Origin of the sequence: Pseudovibrio flavus (assembly GCF_009711345.1) — a bacterium.
Taxonomy (GTDB): domain Bacteria; phylum Pseudomonadota; class Alphaproteobacteria; order Rhizobiales; family Stappiaceae; genus Pseudovibrio; species Pseudovibrio flavus.
The window spans coordinates 59822-77164 of sequence record NZ_SMMA01000066.1; the positions used below are offsets into that span (position 1 = coordinate 59822).

The 17343-nt window shown below is 54.4% G+C and carries 15 protein-coding genes; 9 read left to right on the plus strand and 6 right to left on the minus strand.

The window, feature by feature from the left end:
- Positions 1 to 26: 26 nt before the first annotated feature.
- From E1162_RS17255 to E1162_RS17270, 4 genes are read right to left on the minus strand one after another with little or no spacing between them, the layout of a single operon-like run.
- Positions 27 to 2108, minus strand: a complete 2082-nt coding sequence (locus E1162_RS17255) for a hypothetical protein (RefSeq protein ID WP_155133948.1) — start codon at positions 2106 to 2108, stop codon at positions 27 to 29.
- 13 nt (positions 2109 to 2121) lie between these two features.
- A complete protein-coding gene (locus E1162_RS17260; protein WP_155133951.1) occupies positions 2122 to 4944 on the minus strand; it encodes a DUF4159 domain-containing protein in 2823 nt (940 codons plus the stop codon).
- Positions 4941 to 5873, minus strand: a complete 933-nt coding sequence (locus E1162_RS17265) for a DUF58 domain-containing protein (protein ID WP_306455050.1) — start codon at positions 5871 to 5873, stop codon at positions 4941 to 4943. The genes E1162_RS17260 and E1162_RS17265 overlap by 4 nt, the downstream gene beginning before the upstream one ends.
- Positions 5874 to 5903: 30 nt before the next feature.
- Entirely contained in the window at positions 5904 to 6917 is a 1014-nt protein-coding gene (locus E1162_RS17270) for an AAA family ATPase (RefSeq protein WP_155133954.1), read from the minus strand.
- Between the two features lie 366 nt (positions 6918 to 7283).
- Here E1162_RS17270 and E1162_RS17275 point away from each other — a divergent pair, with 366 nt between their 5' ends.
- The 8 genes from E1162_RS17275 to E1162_RS17310 all read left to right on the plus strand — a co-directional run bounded on the left by E1162_RS17275 (position 7284) and on the right by E1162_RS17310 (position 13321).
- Complete coding sequence (locus tag E1162_RS17275; RefSeq protein ID WP_155135050.1) at positions 7284 to 7853, plus strand: DUF1285 domain-containing protein; 570 nt, start codon at positions 7284 to 7286, stop codon at positions 7851 to 7853.
- The gene (locus E1162_RS17280) at positions 7850 to 8518 is read left to right on the plus strand and encodes a CoA pyrophosphatase (protein ID WP_257099091.1); all 669 of its coding nucleotides are present in this window, start codon (positions 7850 to 7852) and stop codon (positions 8516 to 8518) included. The genes E1162_RS17275 and E1162_RS17280 overlap by 4 nt, the downstream gene beginning before the upstream one ends.
- A complete protein-coding gene (locus E1162_RS17285; protein WP_257099092.1) occupies positions 8515 to 8775 on the plus strand; it encodes a DUF6111 family protein in 261 nt (86 codons plus the stop codon). The genes E1162_RS17280 and E1162_RS17285 overlap by 4 nt, the downstream gene beginning before the upstream one ends.
- Before the next feature lie 5 nt (positions 8776 to 8780).
- Positions 8781 to 10016, plus strand: coding sequence for a CCA tRNA nucleotidyltransferase (locus E1162_RS17290; protein WP_155133957.1), 1236 nt, complete (start codon positions 8781 to 8783; stop codon positions 10014 to 10016).
- The gene (locus E1162_RS17295; RefSeq protein WP_155133960.1) at positions 10013 to 10447 is read left to right on the plus strand and encodes a DUF1284 domain-containing protein; all 435 of its coding nucleotides are present in this window, start codon (positions 10013 to 10015) and stop codon (positions 10445 to 10447) included. The genes E1162_RS17290 and E1162_RS17295 overlap by 4 nt, the downstream gene beginning before the upstream one ends.
- A 79-nt stretch (positions 10448 to 10526) precedes the next feature.
- The gene (locus E1162_RS17300) at positions 10527 to 11597 is read left to right on the plus strand and encodes a TIM44-like domain-containing protein (protein WP_155133963.1); all 1071 of its coding nucleotides are present in this window, start codon (positions 10527 to 10529) and stop codon (positions 11595 to 11597) included.
- A 141-nt stretch (positions 11598 to 11738) separates the two neighbouring features.
- Positions 11739 to 12800 (plus strand): NAD(P)/FAD-dependent oxidoreductase, encoded by a 1062-nt coding sequence (locus E1162_RS17305; protein WP_155133966.1) that lies wholly within the window; start codon positions 11739 to 11741, stop codon positions 12798 to 12800.
- A gap of 59 nt (positions 12801 to 12859) precedes the next feature.
- The gene (locus E1162_RS17310; protein WP_257099093.1) at positions 12860 to 13321 is read left to right on the plus strand and encodes a GNAT family N-acetyltransferase; all 462 of its coding nucleotides are present in this window, start codon (positions 12860 to 12862) and stop codon (positions 13319 to 13321) included.
- Positions 13322 to 13359: 38 nt separating this feature from the next.
- Here the strand turns inward: E1162_RS17310 and E1162_RS17315 are convergent, their stop codons facing one another.
- Both E1162_RS17315 and E1162_RS17320 read right to left on the minus strand, forming a co-directional pair.
- Positions 13360 to 14343 carry a DMT family transporter gene (locus E1162_RS17315; RefSeq protein WP_155133969.1) on the minus strand — a complete coding sequence of 328 codons (984 nt, stop codon included), beginning with the start codon at positions 14341 to 14343 and terminating at the stop codon, positions 13360 to 13362.
- Between the two features lie 15 nt (positions 14344 to 14358).
- A complete protein-coding gene (locus E1162_RS17320) occupies positions 14359 to 15468 on the minus strand; it encodes an AAA family ATPase (RefSeq protein WP_155133972.1) in 1110 nt (369 codons plus the stop codon).
- 116 nt (positions 15469 to 15584) lie between these two features.
- Between E1162_RS17320 and fumC the strand changes: the two genes are divergently transcribed.
- Positions 15585 to 16982 carry a class II fumarate hydratase gene (gene fumC, locus E1162_RS17325; RefSeq protein WP_155133975.1) on the plus strand — a complete coding sequence of 466 codons (1398 nt, stop codon included), beginning with the start codon at positions 15585 to 15587 and terminating at the stop codon, positions 16980 to 16982.
- Positions 16983 to 17343: the final 361 nt, after the last annotated feature.

A 17343-nucleotide genomic window follows, 5' to 3' on the forward strand; every position in this document is an offset into this window, starting at 1 on the left:
AGTAAGCGCAGGAAAGGGCCGTAAAACTAGCGGCCTTCGCGATACCATGTGAGCGACAGCAAACCGAGAAGCACGCCCAGGCCAACAAGCCCGATTAGCAGCGGATAGCGGTTTATGCCGGTAAGCAATGTCGCCTCCGTTTGCCTTAGGCCAATCCAGTTGCTGCCGTGATACTGGTTTGATTGGCGCATCGGCGTGATGGCGGGAAGCTGTAGCGTGCCGTCTGCATCAAGAAGGCGGGATATTTTTCCGCCCGTTTCTTCCGCTAGCCCCTGAAGTTTGTCAGGGGTGGAGACAACTTCAATAAACTCTTTTGGGTTGGCCGGGCCAACATTTGCAAGCGCCGTGTAAAGCCCGTCGGTTGCCGAATACAAACCCATCTCTTTGGTTTCGAGGGTCTTTTTCCAAAGTCCGGGCTCAGTTTCTTCCAGTTCAATTATCTCTTGCTGGCCGGTTGGTCCTGTTAGGATAACTGGATCGACCTGAGTGGCTAGCGTTTGACGCTCCAGGTCAATATTAGAGCCGCGCACTTCTAGCCGAAGCCCTTCTTCTTCAAGGTCCGGTTCCTGCATAAGCCAATGAGCGAGTTGTCTTAGCAGTGGGCCATGGGGGCCGCCCCCTTCATAGCCGCGCGCCCAAAGCCAGACGTGATCTGAAAGTAAGGTCGCGACCCGACCTTCTTTGACACGATCAAGCACCAGTAGTGGTTCGCCTTGTGGGCCGTTTAAAATAGCCTGTCCGCTAAGTTGCTTGGTGTCAATGAGGCGGAACCATCGGCTCCAAGCTGGAGGGGTTTGGTCTGCTCCTTGCAGGTTGCGCGTTACAGGGTGGCGCTGGCCTGCCTTGGACAGCGAGGGATGGTAGGGAGCTTCCAGAATGTTACCAGTTGGTTCAGCTGGCAAAATGCGCCCAAGCGGCGTTTGGAACAGGCTGGTGCTTTTTGCATAATCGGGGCCTGAGGCAACAAGAACCGCGCCGCCGTCTGCCACGTAACGGGCGATATTGTCAAAGTAGATGAGGGGCAGCACGCCGCGCCGCTCGTACCGATCAAAAATGATAAGATCAAATTCCTCGATCTTTTCCGAAAACAGCTCTCTTGTTGGAAACGCGATAAGCGAGAGCTGGTTGATGGGCGTACCGTCCTGCTTTTCCGGCGGGCGCAAAATGGTGAAGTGGACGAGGTCCACCGAGGCATCTGACTTTAGCAAATTACGCCAAGTGCGCTCGCCTGCATGAGGGGAGCCAGAGACGAGCAACACCCGCAAATTCTCGCGTACCCCGTCTATTGTGGCCGTCGCTCGGTTGTTTACATGGGTAATTTCGCTCTCGTCCGCCTCGATAATGAATTCGAAGATGTTGTTGCCACCGTGGGCGATCTCCACTTCAATTTCGAAGGGGGTGTTGGCGTAGATGCGTCTGCTACTAACCTTTTTTCCATCGCGGCGTATGGTCAGCTCTGCGCTTTCAGGTGGGCCCTGTGCCGGTTTCGTATCCACGTATTCCAGCGAGACGACCTGCCGTGATCCGACCAAAGCAAAACGCGGGCTCGTTGTTACCTTCAAGCGGCGGTCATATTCGCCAGCTTTTCCTGCCAAAAGGGAATGGATAGGTGCGTCAAAGCCAATGGCTTGACCGTCTGGCGGAACATCGTGAACCTGCCCATCCGTTATCATAATTGCGCCAGCAACCCTTTCTGGTGCGACATCGCTTAGCGCGGTTTGGAGTGACTTGAAGAGGTTTGTGCCGTCCTGTGCCATGGCGGGAGAGGATGAAAGGGTAACTTTGCGCACCTCAAAGCCGCTCAACTTATCCAGCGTTTCCTGAAGAGCCTTGCTCGCCTGCTTTGTTGTTTCATTGCGCCCGTTTAGCTGTTGGCTTTGGCTAAGGTCTTCAACCAAAACAACAACACTATCGAGCGGTTCTCTTTCCTCCCGCAATAGGGCGGGGTTGGCCAAAGCTAGAAGGATTGCAAACAGGGCGAGGGAGCGTAGCAACGAGCCTCTAATTTTGCTTGCTATGAGCAGTATGCAGATGGCGGCAATAAGTAGGCCAAGCACAGCCAAAACCAGCGGTGAAACAAAGGGGGCGAATGTCAGCGTCCATGTCATTGCCGTTTCCCTCCTATTGTCCCAGTCGTTCCAACAGGGCGGGAATGTGCACTTGGTCCGCTTTGTAGTTGCCCGTCATGGTGTACATGAGAATGTTAACGCCAGCTCTGTAGGCAAGTTCCCGCTGCATCGGGTCTGGCGGTATCGTCGGGAACATATAGTTACCATCATCGCCAACAGCCCATGCTCCGGCAAGGTCATTTCCCGTGATGATTATTGGTGTTACCCCATCGCCAGCGCGTACAGGCCGGTTTTCCTCTGCTGAGCTTGGCAGTGTCACTTGCACCCATAGCGGGCTATCTGCATAGCGGCCCGGGAAGTCATGCAGAATGTAAAATGCTTTTGTCAGCACATGGTCTTCTGGAACCGGCTCTAACGGAGGGATGTCCAGCCCCTCTAGCAGTGTTCGCAGGTAGTGCTTTTCTGGTGAGTTTTGTGCGCCGCCACTTGGCGCGTTCAACTGGTCCCGCGTATCAAAAAGGATTGTGCCGCCATTGCGCATGAAGGCATCAATGCGGGCCATTGCCTTTTGAGAGGGCGGCGACATGGATGCAGAAATCGGCCAGTAAAGGAATGAGAAGAACGCTAGTTCATCCCTCTCGATGTCCAGCCCAATGGGTGGGCTTGGTTCCAACGCGCTCCGGGTTTCCAAAATCCGGGTAAGGCCAAGTAAGCCGGCCCTACTGGTGTCGTCCACTTCCTGATTGCCGGTACGAACGTAAGCAAGGCGTGTTTCCAACGTTGCATCGAGAGCCAGTTCGTCAGCTTGGTTAGTCTGCGCCTCAGCTTTTGGTAACGAAATGACAGTAGCAGCGGCTATTACAACGGCAACGATTGAGAGTGACGATGTTTTGCGATGAGGCAACGATGGCAGGCGGCCCGACAAAAGAAGAACCGCGATGCTATCCAGAACAGCCAGTGCAAGTGCTGCCAGCAATATATAGCCGCGAAGGTCAATAGGTTCCGAGGATGGAAACGGTAGAACTTGAGCGCTGCCAAAGCTTTCAGCGGTGCGAAGTGTTAGACCGCCTTCTCCTGCCATCAGGTTATGGGCTCTAAACGCGCCCTCACTGCCGTAAAGGCCGGGAGGGTTTTCCCGCGTTGGCTGACCGGTGGCAAGTGCACCTTCCGCCAGTGGGCGAACGAAAGGCGCGGGCGGTGTCATCACGCCGTAAGCATCCATAATTCGAAGCGGAGGCAAAAGGGTATTTGGGCTCTCTGCAGTATTGGCCCCTTCAGTCCAGGAGGCTACAGCGCGAGCGTTGTCTACGATTGCCTTCAGCATCGTAACAAAGGCACCTGACAGCGGCAGGTTTGACCATTTTGTATCTGCGGTCACATGGAACAGCACGACAAACCCTTGGCCAAGTGGAGCCGCCGTTACGAGCGGTGTCCCATCTGCAAGAGATGCCCAAGTGCGCTCAGGAAGATCTGCTGTTGGTTCTGCCAGAACCTGCCGGCGAACCTCAATGTCTTTTGGCAGGTCTAGTGATGCAAACGGCCCACTCTCAGAAAAATGGGAAAGGGGCTGCGGCGTTTTCCATGACAGGCTTCCTCCCAAAGAGCGGTCTCCCTGCCTTAGCTGCACGGGCACAAGTGTATCGCCGGTTGACGAGAGGCTTGGGCCCGCAAAGCGGATGAGGGTGCCGCCTTTATTGACCCAAGATCGCAACTGGCCTTGGCTTTCTGTCGGGAGCTTGCCGATATCCTCCAGCACAAGAACGGAGACGCCTTTATCAAGAAGGTCATTTATGCGTGCTGGGACTTCCTGCTGTCTGGAGTGGGTCAGATCAGCGAATGGGGCTAGAGCACGTTCCAGATAGTAGCTTGCCGAAAGCAGGGGCTGGACCTCTGTTGAGCCCTTGCCGGAGACAATGCCCGCCTTGCGGCGTTGCCACCGTTCATCCAGAAGGACGCGCAGGGCTGCGCTTTGCTCGCCTTCAACCTCGATAACCGCGATATCGTTTCGCAATTCCGCTGGAAGCTCAAAACGGGCTGTTGCCGCTTCCTCGCCCTTGGCAAATTTCGCTGTGCTTTCACCAAGTAGGCGGCCCTTTATGTCTTTCGCTTTTAGCTGCAGATCTGCATTGGGCTCGCTGTTCGAGCGGGAGATGCCGAGCGCCATATAATCTGGTGTGTTCTCAACCGAAGCAAAGGCAAACAGCGGCGTATCGGCTTGGTAAACGATGACCTGCGCATTGGGTGCAACCCCTTGAAGTGCGGTGGCCACATTGGTTTCATTTGCATCATCCAACGATGAAGCAATCCAGTAGATCGCGGCAGGTTCAAGCTTTGCCGCCTCTTCATCAAGGCCGCTGACCAGTGCTGCCGGAGTACTTCGCCAACTGCGCGGTGCGAGTGCTGCAAGCTGTTCGAGCGCGTCGCCTGCTGAAATGGCCGAGAGGGGCTGGTTGGTGCCTTCAGCTGTTGCCGCCAGTACCACCGGCGCTTCTTCATCTTGTGCTTGTTTCAATATTGTAGTGGCGAGTGAAACCCGCCGTGGCCAGTCGGCAGCTGTATCCCACCCATTATCTAGAATAACCCAGCGCACCCCCTTTGTGCTTTGAGATGTGGGTACAGGGTTCCAGATAGGACCGGCAACAGCAACAATGATGGCTGCGGCAAGTAGCAGGCGCAAAAGCAAAAGCCACCAAGGGCTTGCATGAGGTGTTTGCTGTTTGTCCTTGATGGAAAGAAGCAGGCGTAATGGCGGAAAAACAGCCGTGCGCGGTCTAGGCGGCGTAAAACGCAGTAGCCACCATAGCGCAGGCAAAAGGGCAAGAGCTGCCAGCAGCCACGGTTGGCTGAAGGCGATGGAGGAAAGCAACCCGCTCATGAAACAGCTCCTGATTGATCAGGATTGGTCAGGCGAGTGTGAAGCAACAAGAGCGGCTCTGTTGCCGGTCTATCCGTGTGGTGGGTAATAAAGCTCCACCCTGCTTTGGCGGCAATGTCTTTCAGCGCCTGTTTATGTTCGGCTAATTTCTGGAAGTAGTCCTCTTTCCAGTTTTCTGCCCGCCCTGCTGTCAGCCGCAAGTCGCTTTCAGGGTCGTCAAACCGATAACGACCTGAAAACGGAAAGGTTTCCTCAATGGGGTCCATGATCTGGACGAGATGGCCTTTTGCCCCCGTTGCTGAAACAGCTGCAACCCATTCCTTCGTTTTGTCGATGCTCTCGAAAAAATCTGAAAAGACAATGGTTTCACTGAACCGGCGGATTTGGTGGGTTTCGGGCAGAGAGGCGCTGGTTTCGTTGAAGGTGATGGATTGCGCCAAACGCTGCGGCGTTGTCGGGCCTGTTACTGGTGCGGATAGGTCGGGAATGCCGACCCGCTCGCCAGTGGCCGACAGCATATCAGACAGAGCGAGGAGCAAGAGCAACGCCCGATGTTGTTTGGTCGTGCCAGACAGATTGCTTTGGAACTGCATAGAAGGTGAGGCGTCTGCCCATAGCCAGAATGTGTGGCTGGCCTCCCATTCACGCTCTCTCACGTAGAGATGGTCATCTCTTGCCGAGCGTCGCCAGTCGATGCGCTTGGAGGGTTCTCCGCTCATAAAGGGGCGGAACTGCCAGAAGTTTTCACCCGGCCCTGAGCGTCTGCGTCCATGCCAGCCAGAACTGACTGTGTTGGCGATGGAACGCGCCTCCACAAGAAGCGTGGGTAAGACCGAGGAGAGTTGACGCGCTTCGCCAGCGACCCTGTTCATAGAGGTCATTGCGCTGCGATCAGAATGGTTCTCCTTGGTGGAGCCCAGTGAAAACAAGGAATTCGCCTCCTTGGGTTTTGAGCGGCGTTAAGCGATGAGTTTCTTCAATATGTCGATCGTCTGTCCCAGCGTTTTGCCATCTGCTCTTGCCGCAAATGTAAGGGCCATGCGGTGTTGCAACACCGGCTGGGCAAGCGCCAGAACATCATCAATGCTCGGTGAAAGGCGACCTTGAACGAGTGCTCTGGCCCGAACCGTCAGCATGAGCGCTTGACTGGCTCTAGGGCCGGGGCCCCAAGCGATATCACCTGCAACGACCTCGGGCATTTCTGCTTCACCCGGTCTTGCCGCTCGCACCAAACGCAGGATAGCGTCCATAACACCTTCGCCAACCGGAATGCTTCGCACCAACTGCTGCATTTGCTGAAGCTGTTCTGCTGTCAGTACGGGCTTTGCGATGCTCTGGTTCCCTCCGGTCGTATCTGCAAGTATCTGCCGCTCTGCTTCAATGTCTGGATAATGGACATCGATTTGCATCAAAAAGCGGTCCAGCTGAGCTTCCGGCAGAGGGTAGGTGCCTTCCTGCTCAAGGGGGTTTTGGGTGGCAAGTACGTGAAACGGACGGGGAAGTTCATGGGCATGGCCTGCAATGGTTACATGGTACTCCTGCATGGCCTGCAAAAGCGCAGACTGCGTTCTAGGGCTGGCGCGGTTGATTTCGTCAGCCATCAGAAGCTGAGCAAAAATCGGCCCCTTGATGAAGCGGAAATTACGGGAGCCATCTTTGGCCTCCTCCAGTACTTCCGCTCCCAGAATATCGGAGGGCATGAGGTCTGGCGTAAACTGGATACGAGCGCTGTTGAGGCCAACGACAGTGCCGATTGTTTCTACCAGTTTTGTCTTGGCTAGACCGGGCACGCCAACAAGCAGCCCGTGACCACCGGACAAAATGGTAACAAGTGCTTGTTCTACAACCTCATCCTGACCGAAAATCACCTGAGAAGTCTCCGAGCGAACCTCAGTAATGCTGCTCAAAGCACTCTCTGTCGCTTCAAGAATCTCGTCGGGGCTTGGGCCGGATTGTGGGGTAGAAGCTGTCATCGTGCATCCATTTATGTTTTTGCTAGTTCAAGTCTATCCCAGCGTTGCTTTATCGAAAATTACCAAGCTATAGGTCTCTCAAAACTCAAGGTATCGTAAGGGAAGCGTGGCGGGGAATGGTGGCGATCCTGTGGCGCTATTAGTCGCCGGCCTTCTTGTGTTAACCATGAAAGGCACGGCCTTCGCCTTCTGGCCCTCTGGAATTTTCTGGCTTTTCTCGCCATATTCAAAGCACTGCGATATTTTTTGCAGGGAGTGACTGGCGCCGTTGGGCAGCTAGCGCTTTTTCCGGAATGTGGCGTAACCGAGAGGGCAAACCATTTGACAGAGGCGAAGCAACAAACCGATCGCAAGCTGGTCGCAGCGATGCCGGAAGGGCTAAAAGCTCTTATGGAACGTGCTGGCGAGCAAAGATCGTTGCCGCCGATTGAAAAGTGGGATCCGCCTTTTTGCGGTGATCTGGATATGCAGATCAAGCGAGATGGTAGCTGGTACTACATGGGTACCCCCATCCGGCGTGAGGCGCTTTCTCGGCTCTTCTCAAGCGTGTTAAAGCGGGAAGAAGACGGAAAATACTATCTGGTTACGCCGGTCGAGAAGGTCGGGCTGACAGTAGAAGATGCGCCCTTTGTTATTGTGGAGATGGAGAATGTGAAGCGGCCTGAGGGGCCAACACTCATTCTTCGCAGTAATATGGGAGATGTTGTCGAAGCTGGCGCTCAGCATCCACTTCGCTTTAGCGCTGATACGAAGGATGGGGGCTTCAAGCCATATGTTCGTATTCGCGGCAACCTTGATGGTTTGTTCAACCGACAGCTTGCCCAACAACTTGCCGAATTTATTGAAGAACGTAATATTGATGGCGCGCTCCAAATTGGTATTGAGAGCGGCGGACAGTTTTTTCCAATCGAAATAGAGGGTGAGGGGCGTTCTTGAGTTTTGAAGAGCATCAGGCCCGCTTCTCTCAAGCTTTGCCTGCACATATGTATTCTGTTTCAAATTTTGCCGAACGAGCCAAGGACAGCGTGGTGCATAGCGCCGAGCTGATTGGCGGTGATCACATATTAAACCCCGAGTTCAAGCCATACCTTGATGGCGGGCTTCAGCTAAAAGACGCGGCTGTTCTTGTCCTCGCGATGGAGGGGGCGAACGGTCCCAGCATTCTGCTGACCCAGCGCACCTCGACTTTGCGTGCCCATGCTGGGCAGATAGCCTTTCCCGGTGGCAAGGTAGACGAGGAGGACGAAGGGGTTATTGGCGCTGCTCTGCGAGAAGCGCAGGAAGAGGTGGGGCTTGATCCTTCCTTGGTCGATCCAATCGGCACTTTGGGGCACTACGTGACGGGGTCTGGGTATCGGGTTTCTCCGGTTCTGGCGACGCTGCGCAGTCCGGCGCGGTTTTCCTTAAACCCTGATGAGGTGGAAGAGACCTTCGAAGTACCTCTCTCCTTTGTGATGAACCTTTCCAACTACCAACGTCACTCAAGAGAGATCGCAGGCAAAGCACGTTATTTTTATGCTGTTCCCTACGAGGAGCATTACATTTGGGGCATCACCGCGGGGATTTTGAGGTGTGTCTGTAACATGGTGTATGCACGATGATTAGAATGATACTGACCCACGGGCTTCTTTTTCTGGCGCCGTTTATTGGTTATGCCATTTGGCTGTACATTGGCAATAAAGCCAGAAAAGACAAACGCTTCCGCGATGGGCCTATTGCATGGCTTACCATTTCCGGCCTTGCGCTGGTTATTCTCAGTTTTTCTTTGCTTGCCTACTTTAGTAACTCGCCAGAGGGTTCCCAGTACCAGCCTGCACAGGTAATAGACGGAAAGTTCGTACCTGGCGGCTATAAGTAGGTTCTATGGAAAGCCTAAAAAACAAAGACTGGCTCACTTCGCCAGCGTTGCAGGCTGTCTTCGACGTTCTGGAGCAGGACGGCGATAAGGCCCGCGTTGTGGGTGGGCCCGTGCGCAATGCGCTTTTGGGAGTGTCTGTCGATGATGTTGATATCGCTTGCACCGCTCTGCCTGCGCAAACTCTTGAGCGCGCCAAAAAAGCTGGCATGAAGGCTGTTCCCACCGGTATCGACCATGGCACCGTTACGCTGATTAGCGACGGGCACCCGTACGAGGTGACCACTTTGCGCGAGGACGTGGAAACCCACGGCCGCCATGCGACAGTTCTTTTTGGCAAGGACTGGGAGAAGGATGCGCGTCGGCGCGATTTTACTCTCAATGCGCTTTATGTTGATCGCTCCGGAAACCTCTACGATCCTCTGGGTGGTTTGGAGGATTGCCACGCCCGCCGCATTCGCTTCATCGGGAATGCAAACAAGCGGATAAAAGAGGATTACCTTCGTATTCTGCGCTTTTTCCGTTTCTTCTCCATGTATGGACTGGGTGAAGCAGACGACGTTGCGCTGCAGGCGTGCCGTGATGAACGTGAGGGACTGCGCAACCTTTCTGCCGAGCGTGTAACCAAAGAGATGCTTAAGCTTCTTGAAGGGCCGCGGGCTTTGGAAGCGATCCGGCTAATGCAAGACTGTGGCCTGTTGGATATCGCGCTGGGGTGTGATGTGAACACTGAAATGTTCGAGCGTCTCACTGCATTGGAGCAGATGGACCCTTCAGCCAAGAATGCCAACTTGCGCCTTTTCAGCCTTACCGGAACTCAGGAATGCAGCGGCCTTCGGCTTTCCAACGGCCAGAACCTTCGCGGTAAAACCGCGCTTTCACTGTGCAGCGGTTTTTTGGCAAACGGTCTTGGGCTGAAGCAAATCAAAGCAACTATGGTATCCTATGAGCGCAGTGCCGTTGTTGATGGCTTCTTGCTTTTCGCAGCATCACCTGCGCAAGCGACGAGTCCCAAGGACCTGCAAGACGCTTACGAGTTTATCAAAAGTTGGAGTGTTCCGGTTTTTCCGTTGAGAGGAAAAGACCTAATCGGCGCTGGCTTTAAGGCCGGACCCGAGCTTGGCAGAGCTTTGGAAGCTGCCCGCATTGCGTGGGCAGAGACAGACTATGCAGCCACTAAAGATGAGCTGCTCGCCGGTTTGAATAACAAGCTGTCACCATCAGATAGGGATATGCGACCATGACCGTCCGCTTGAGAGGTCATCACCTTCTTTGCATGCTCACGTTTCAAGGTGATGGGTATTCGCCCCGCTTCACCGTCAATTACAAGCGGGTCATTGATCGGCTGAATAAGGGCGAGGAAATAGAGATCGTCAAAGGGCCTGATGATGTTTGCGCCCCGCTTCTCAAAGAAGAGCTGGAGCCGCATTGTCATAACCTGAGTGTGCTGGACCGTGATGCCCGCGCATTGGAGATGGTGAGCGAAGTTCTGGAAGAAGAAATCAAGGTTGGAAGTGTTCTAGAATCGACGCCAACCTTGGTAAAAAAACTTCGGCTTGCCTATGCATCAGGACCACTAAAAAACGCCTGTAATGGCTGTCAGTGGACTAATACCTGCGACACCGTGGTCTTGGGCAACTACAAATCAACAATATTGTTTGAAGAAAACGAGTGAAGGCCTTTAACTCGCCAAATCTTTACCCCATATGAGACGCAAAATACTTCAATCAAACGAGTAGACTGATAGGGTTCAAATGGGAGTTTTTAGAAAATCTCGGCATATCTTTGCCATGATGGTTATGGCAATTGCGGTGACGTTCGTAGCGGTTGACTATGCTGAGGCCCGTCGTGGCATGAGCTTCGGTAGCCGTGGCGCGCGTACCTTCTCCGCGCCGAAAGCAACCAACACAGCTCCAAAGAATGCTGCGCCGGTCGAGCGTTCTATGACACCAAACACACAGGCTAACCAGCCAGGTGCAGCACAGCGTGCAGGCACCACCCAGCAGGCAGCTGGCGCTCAAAAGCGCGGCCTGTTCGGCGGCGGCTTCCTTGGCTCTATGCTTGGCGGTCTGATGCTTGGCGGCCTTATCGGTATGCTTATGGGAACCGGCTTCGGTGGCTTTGGCGGTATCTTGCAGATCCTGCTTCTGGGTATCGGTGTGATGTTCCTCATCCGCTTCCTGCGTTCGCGTCAGCAGCCTCAGGCAGCAGCAGGACCGCAGGGCTATGCGCCGCAGCAGAACGAGCCATTCTCGTTTAACGATGCAGGCAGCAACCAGCAGCAGGGTGGCCAGCAAGCTCAGGGCCGTGGTTTCTCCATGCCAAACATTGGCGGCGCTGCCACTGCACAGGCTGAGCCACAGCCGCAGCAGGAAGCTTACAACGCTGAGCCAGTGTTCTCCACTCAGGCAGACGACGAGATTGGCCTGACCCCAGCGGACTTCGACGCTTTCGAAGAAATGCTGGCAAAAGTCTGGAAGGCGTACGGCGAAGAGAACTACGGTGCGATCCGTGAACTCACCACGCCTGAAATCATGGGCTTCTTTGCAGAGGAACTTGGTCAGGCTGCTTCCAAGGGTCTTATCAACGAAGTGCGCGATGTGAAGCTGCTTCAGGGTGACCTTTCCGAAGCATGGCGTGAAGGCGATGCGGAATACGCAAGTGTTGCGATGCGCTACGAATCCATCGACGTGATGCGTGAGCGTGCAACAAACAAGGTTGTTGAAGGCAATGCTGACATTCCGCAGGAAGTGACAGAGATCTGGACTTTCGTTCGCCAAGGCGGCGAGCCATGGAAGCTCTCTGCTATCCAGCAGGCAGGCTGATCGCTCCGACTAAGTGCAAATAGCAAAAGCAATTTAGGGGCGCTGTGAGAAATCACGGCGCCCTTTTTCTTAGATTTCCCTTGAGTGAAGTTTCAAATCAGTACAACCTGACATCTTTGGCTTATTGTTCGGGAGTACTTTTTGGTTTCACCTCATGTAACCGTTATTGGTGCTGGCATTACTGGCAGCATGATCGGGTATCACCTTGCTCGTGCAGGTGCTCGTACTCTCATCGTCGATCAGGCATCATTGCCTGCAAACGGAGTGACCCGCCATTCCTTCGGCTGGATAGGAAGCATCGCAGCTGACTACGATACAAAGGCAGAGCATTACGCTTTGCTGTTGGCTGCTATCGATCACTACGGGGCGCTTGATAGGGAGCTTGGCGGCGGGCTGTTGGATGGAACCAGAGGCGCAGTGCGTTGGGAGCAGGACAGGGAAAAAACCGAGGAGTTGTTGCGGTTTCACCGGTCACTTGGCGCGAACACTCTTCCGATTGCGAGTGATGACCTAAAGAGCCGTCTACCTGCATTGATGGATAGGCCTGAGCTTGCCCTGTATGCGCCTGATGAGGTGGCTATTCACCCTGACAGAGCCGTGCAAACGCTGCTACGTGCAGCGCAGGAGAAGGGCGCACAGGTGCAGCTTAACGCCAGCGCCTACGGCTTTTCAGAGAAGAATGGACAGGTGAACGCTGTTCTTTTCGAACAAGGGGCGGTTAAGACTGATTTTGTAGTCGTGGCTGCTGGAGCTGAGAGTGGCCGGCTGCTTTCTCCCTACATGGAAACTGGCGATCTGGTTCGTTCTCCAGCCGCTATGGTGCGCATTCGTTGTTCTTTGCCGGAGTTCGGCTGCGTGGTGCAATCGCCTCAAATCGAAGTGCGGCGACTGGATGAGAACCATTTGATCGTTGCGGGTGATGCTCCTGATGATCGCAGTAACAGCGGGCTTGAAAACTACGGGCAAGATGTTCTGAAGGCTCTTCGTTTGACATTTGGAGAACTGCCGGATGCTGAAGTTACGCAGGTTTCCATTGGTGAGCGTCCAACGACAACATCAGGAGAGCCATTGCTAGGCCGCTGTGGAAGTATGACGAACCTTTTTGCGGCAGTGGGGCATCCCGGTGTTATTCTTGCACCTCACTTTGCGCGGCAACTAACGGACGAGATTTTCGCAAGGGCTGCGGTAGAAGAGATACTCTGATGACGTGATATTTGCGTCGTCAGTTCTGTGGCGGCGCGATGGAAACCTAGGGAGCGGGCATGGGAAGTTTTCAGATCACAGATGCTGTCGGTGTCGATCCTGCTGTTCTTGCTAACCTGCGAGCCGAGGTGATGCGCCCGAGTTTGGAGGCGGCAGGGTTGTTCGATCCCGTTCGTGTTCGGGAGCGCTTGCTTGAGACCTATTCGCCCCAAGATACTTATCTGATCGTGGATGGCGATGCGCTGGTGGGGTTTTATGTCCTTCGCAAACGCGAAGACCATCTGCTGCTCGATCACCTTTACATCAAAGGCGAATACCAAGGGCGCGGCGTAGGGCAGATGGTCGTCAAGGCTGTGCAGGAGGCTGCTAAGGCTGAACATATGGAGGTTCGGCTAAGGGCTCTCATCAGTAGCCCTGCCAACGCGTTCTATCGGTCCTGTGGCTTTCGTTTTGTATCTGCAGACGATGCTGACAACTACTATAGCTGGAGCAGTGAGGACGCTGTCTGCGGCTCTTCCTGATATCGAATGGGGCGTGGACTCTGTTGCCTCACCAAAGCTTAGGCAGCTTGCGCTTTCAACTTGGTTTTCTGCCGTCTTGCAATGATGATCCAGAAAGCACCGATCGTCATTATGACACCTGCGGCTAATGTCATCGGTGTTGGCATTCCATTGGTGATAAAGCCGTAGTGCTGGGCAATCATCTCAAAAAGCAGCGCAAAGAGAGGCAGGAGCGCTGCCATTGCAAGATAGTTCTCTGAACCGGCCGCGCGAATAGCCTGCATAGACATGAACATGGCCGCACCGCGCAGGGTTAAACCAATCGCAATCGCCCATAGCCATAAGGTGCTACTCCAGACCTGCGTAAGATCAAGCGAGGGAAAGCTTGCAGCCCACGTTCCTGCTTGTGCATCAGTTCCGATACCGGAGCTGAAAAATGAGCCAAGCGCCAGAAAAATGAGAAAGAAGGCGCCGCTTGCAAGAAGCATAACGCCAGACAGTGTTGCGCGGGAGCGTGAGCTATCACCTTGGTTTTGAGGATGTTTTTCCGCCATCAATGTGGCCATAACGATGGCGATCTCTGCAAAAAGCATCATGATTACAGCGGGGTTCGCCCATGTGCCTTCAATGCCATAGACCAACATTATGAGCCCGATGGTGATGATGATGTGGCCGTAAAGCTCCATCGGTGCAGAAGGGCGGGCAAATATATAGGCTACTGCAGCGGCGCTGAGCGGAATGGCCATGAAGGTGAAGTATCCCGCTACTGCTGCGCTTACAGTAATGAGCGAGGCCGTGTAGCAGGCGGAGGAGACCACGCGCAGGAAACCGTAGCCCCATGTGAAAGGGTTGGTGATCGTGATCCAGCACTCTCTAACCCGCCCGCCGATGAGGATAAGGAACAGGCCGCCGCACATAATCTGCACCACGGTAAAAATCCACGGGTCTAGCGCAAACGCCTGCATAGTTGCCCGCGTTGTAACAATCAAAAGCGACCAGCAAAGCATGCTGGTGAGACAAATCAAAATGGCTCGAAGGCTCAAATACTCTCTCCAAACTCAGGAGTTTTCGCCTGATACGCGCAAGCCCTTTATCTGGGTTGCCCCTCTTTCTGTAAAAATATGAAGAGGTGAGGTTCCGGCGTGTTCTAATAAATGGTCAGCAAAGGTTTCGGAGTGGGTAACGATCCAAATCTGACTACGGTGGGATGCTTTGGCAATAACTTTTGCAAGCGGTTCAAGCAGGTCTGGGTGCAGGCTGCTTTCCGGCTCGTTCAAGGCGATAAAAGGCGGCAGGCGATAAGAAAGAAGCGCTCCGAGAAGTGCCAGGTATTGCAGGGTGCCGTCCGATAATTCTTCCGGCGGAAATGCGCGGAAGAAATCCGGCGACTTCAACGAAAAACGACAAGTCTTGCCATCGGCCTCGACCATGAGCTGACTACCGGGAAAGGCGTCTTCTACGGCGTCCATCAGGTCTTTGGCATCGCCTCTAATGTGCGTGAGGGTCGCAAATACCGAGGCTAGGTCTTCTCCGCTAGAGGATAGCGTGGGCGTGGTGACATTCAGGCCCGACTGGCGGAGCGGTGAAGCCTTGTCTGTTCTGAAACCATGAAAAAAGCGCCACTCCGTGAGCGTATGGCGAACAAGATCAAGCTCCGGAAAACGGCCGCCATCGCGAATGCTTGCCAGTGCAGTTTCGGAGCTGAGCAGCTCGTTTTCGTAGGTGACCCGCTCGCCGTTTTTCGCTCGCAGGAAGATGCTAGGGCCTTTGCGCTGCATTAGCGCGACATTGCGCTTGCCGGTATCCAGCAGCAATTCCTCTTCCTTCACCATGGTTTCCAGCGGCAAAGCTGCGTCTGTTGGTGTTGGCAGGCCCATGGTGATTTTGTAGGTGAGGTCGCCCAGAATAACTTTCAGCCGGATTTGCGGGCGCTCTTTTGCCCGTCGTTCTCCGGCCCAAAATACGCTTTCAATGCCACCTTCTTCGGCCACTGCATGGGTTATGCGGCCCAACGCTGCCTGCTGGAGGAGCGAGAGTGCTTTGTATAGGTTGGTTTTGCCGGTGCCGTTGTTGCCCACAAAGGTATTGATCTGCCGCATGCGCAAAAAAAGCGAGCGCACACTGCGGTAGTTTTCAATGCCTATAGCGTTGAGTGGGGGAAAGGGCATGTAGGTAGCACTCGGCTTAACTTGAATTGAACGGAGATCAGTACAATCTATGAATTGATTTGGTGGTGATTGCACGCTGAAATTCTTGTCGCGTCAAGTCCTTAGGAGGCCGAGCCATGGAACAAGCAAATGAGCGCATAGAATCCGATAGTTTTGGAGAGTTGGCGGTGCCTAGTGACCGCTATTGGGGCGCGCAAACCGCTCGCTCGTTGATGAACTTTCCAATCGGAAACGAGAAAATGCCTATTCCGCTGGTTCGGGCGCTCGGCTTGGTAAAACTAGCCGCGGCTTGCGTGAATGAAGCTGATGGCCGTTTGGAGCCTCGCCTTGCCGGCGCAATCAAACAGGCAGCGCAGGAGGTTGCCTCTGGCGATTTTGACGAGGACTTTCCGCTTGTCGTTTGGCAGACGGGTTCTGGGACGCAGACTAACATGAATGCCAACGAGGTAATCGCCAACCGCGCTATTGAGCTACTTGGTGGTGAAATTGGCAGCAAGACCCCAGTTCATCCTAATGATCATGTGAACATGGGGCAGTCTTCCAACGATACATTCCCGACAGCTATGCATGTGGCTGCTGTGCAGCAGATTACTGACCGGCTGTTACCTGCGTTGGACCATCTGACGGCAGCGCTGGATGAGCGGGCAGAGGCTTTCGCAGACATTGTTAAAATCGGCCGCACGCATACGCAGGATGCAACGCCGCTCACACTGGGGCAGGAGTTTTCAGGCTATGTTGCCCAGTTACAGCTTGGTAGAGAGCGGGTGTTGCAAGGGCTGGAAGGGCTGTTTCATCTGGCGCAAGGCGGCACGGCAGTTGGTACGGGCCTTAACACTGCAATCGGCTTTGATGAACGTTTTGCGGCCAAGATGGCCGAGATTACCGATTTGCCGTTTGTGACTGCAGAGAACAAATTTGAAGCACTAGCAAGTCATGATGCTTGCGTGTTCGCGCATGGGTCACTGAATACACTAGCTGTCTCATTGATGAAGATTGGCAATGATATTCGTCTATTGGGCTCTGGTCCGCGATCTGGCCTTGGCGAAATTTCTCTGCCTGAGAATGAACCCGGTTCTTCCATCATGCCCGGCAAGGTGAACCCGACCCAGTGTGAGGCGCTGACCATGGTCTGTGCGCAGGTGATGGGTAATCAGACAACGGTAAGCGTTGGCGGGGCGACAGGCCACTTCGAGCTAAACGTGTTCAAGCCGGTCATCGCCAATGCGCTGCTGCAATCCATTGCGCTGTTGGCTGACAGTATGGTGAGTTTCGCAGACCGCTGTGTTTCCGGCATTACTGCCAATGAAAAGCGCATTGAGGAGCTGTTAGAGCGCTCGCTCATGCTCGTGACCGCGCTTGCGCCAAGTATCGGCTACGACAAGGCAACGGAAATTGCCAAGACAGCTCACAAGCATGGCACGACCCTGCGCGAAGAAGCGTTGCGGTTGGGTTACGTTTCCGAAGAGGACTTCGATAAGCTCGTGCGACCTGCGGAGATGGTTCGGCCGAAGTAGGCTGAGGGCATGTTTTTGGATCCCGGCTCTTCGGCCGGTACGACTAGCGGTGTGATTGGGTAAGTGCTGCGGCAGGGGCTGGATACCGGATCGTCGCTACGCTTGTCCGGCATGACCGGCAGAGTTGTTTGCGGGCTTCGTGTCATCCCGCGCCGGACGCGGGATCCATAAAAGAAGGCGCGCTGGGTTTGATCTCAGCTCCGTGGCTGGGGTAGTTGGAGTATTTGGTAGGTGCTGCGGTAAGGACTGGATACCGGATCCGCGCTTTGCTTGTCCGGTATGACCGGTAAATAACTAGCAGCTACGGGGAGCTTCGAAAGGGTACAGCAAGCCGTCACCCCGGACTTGATCCGGGGTCTAG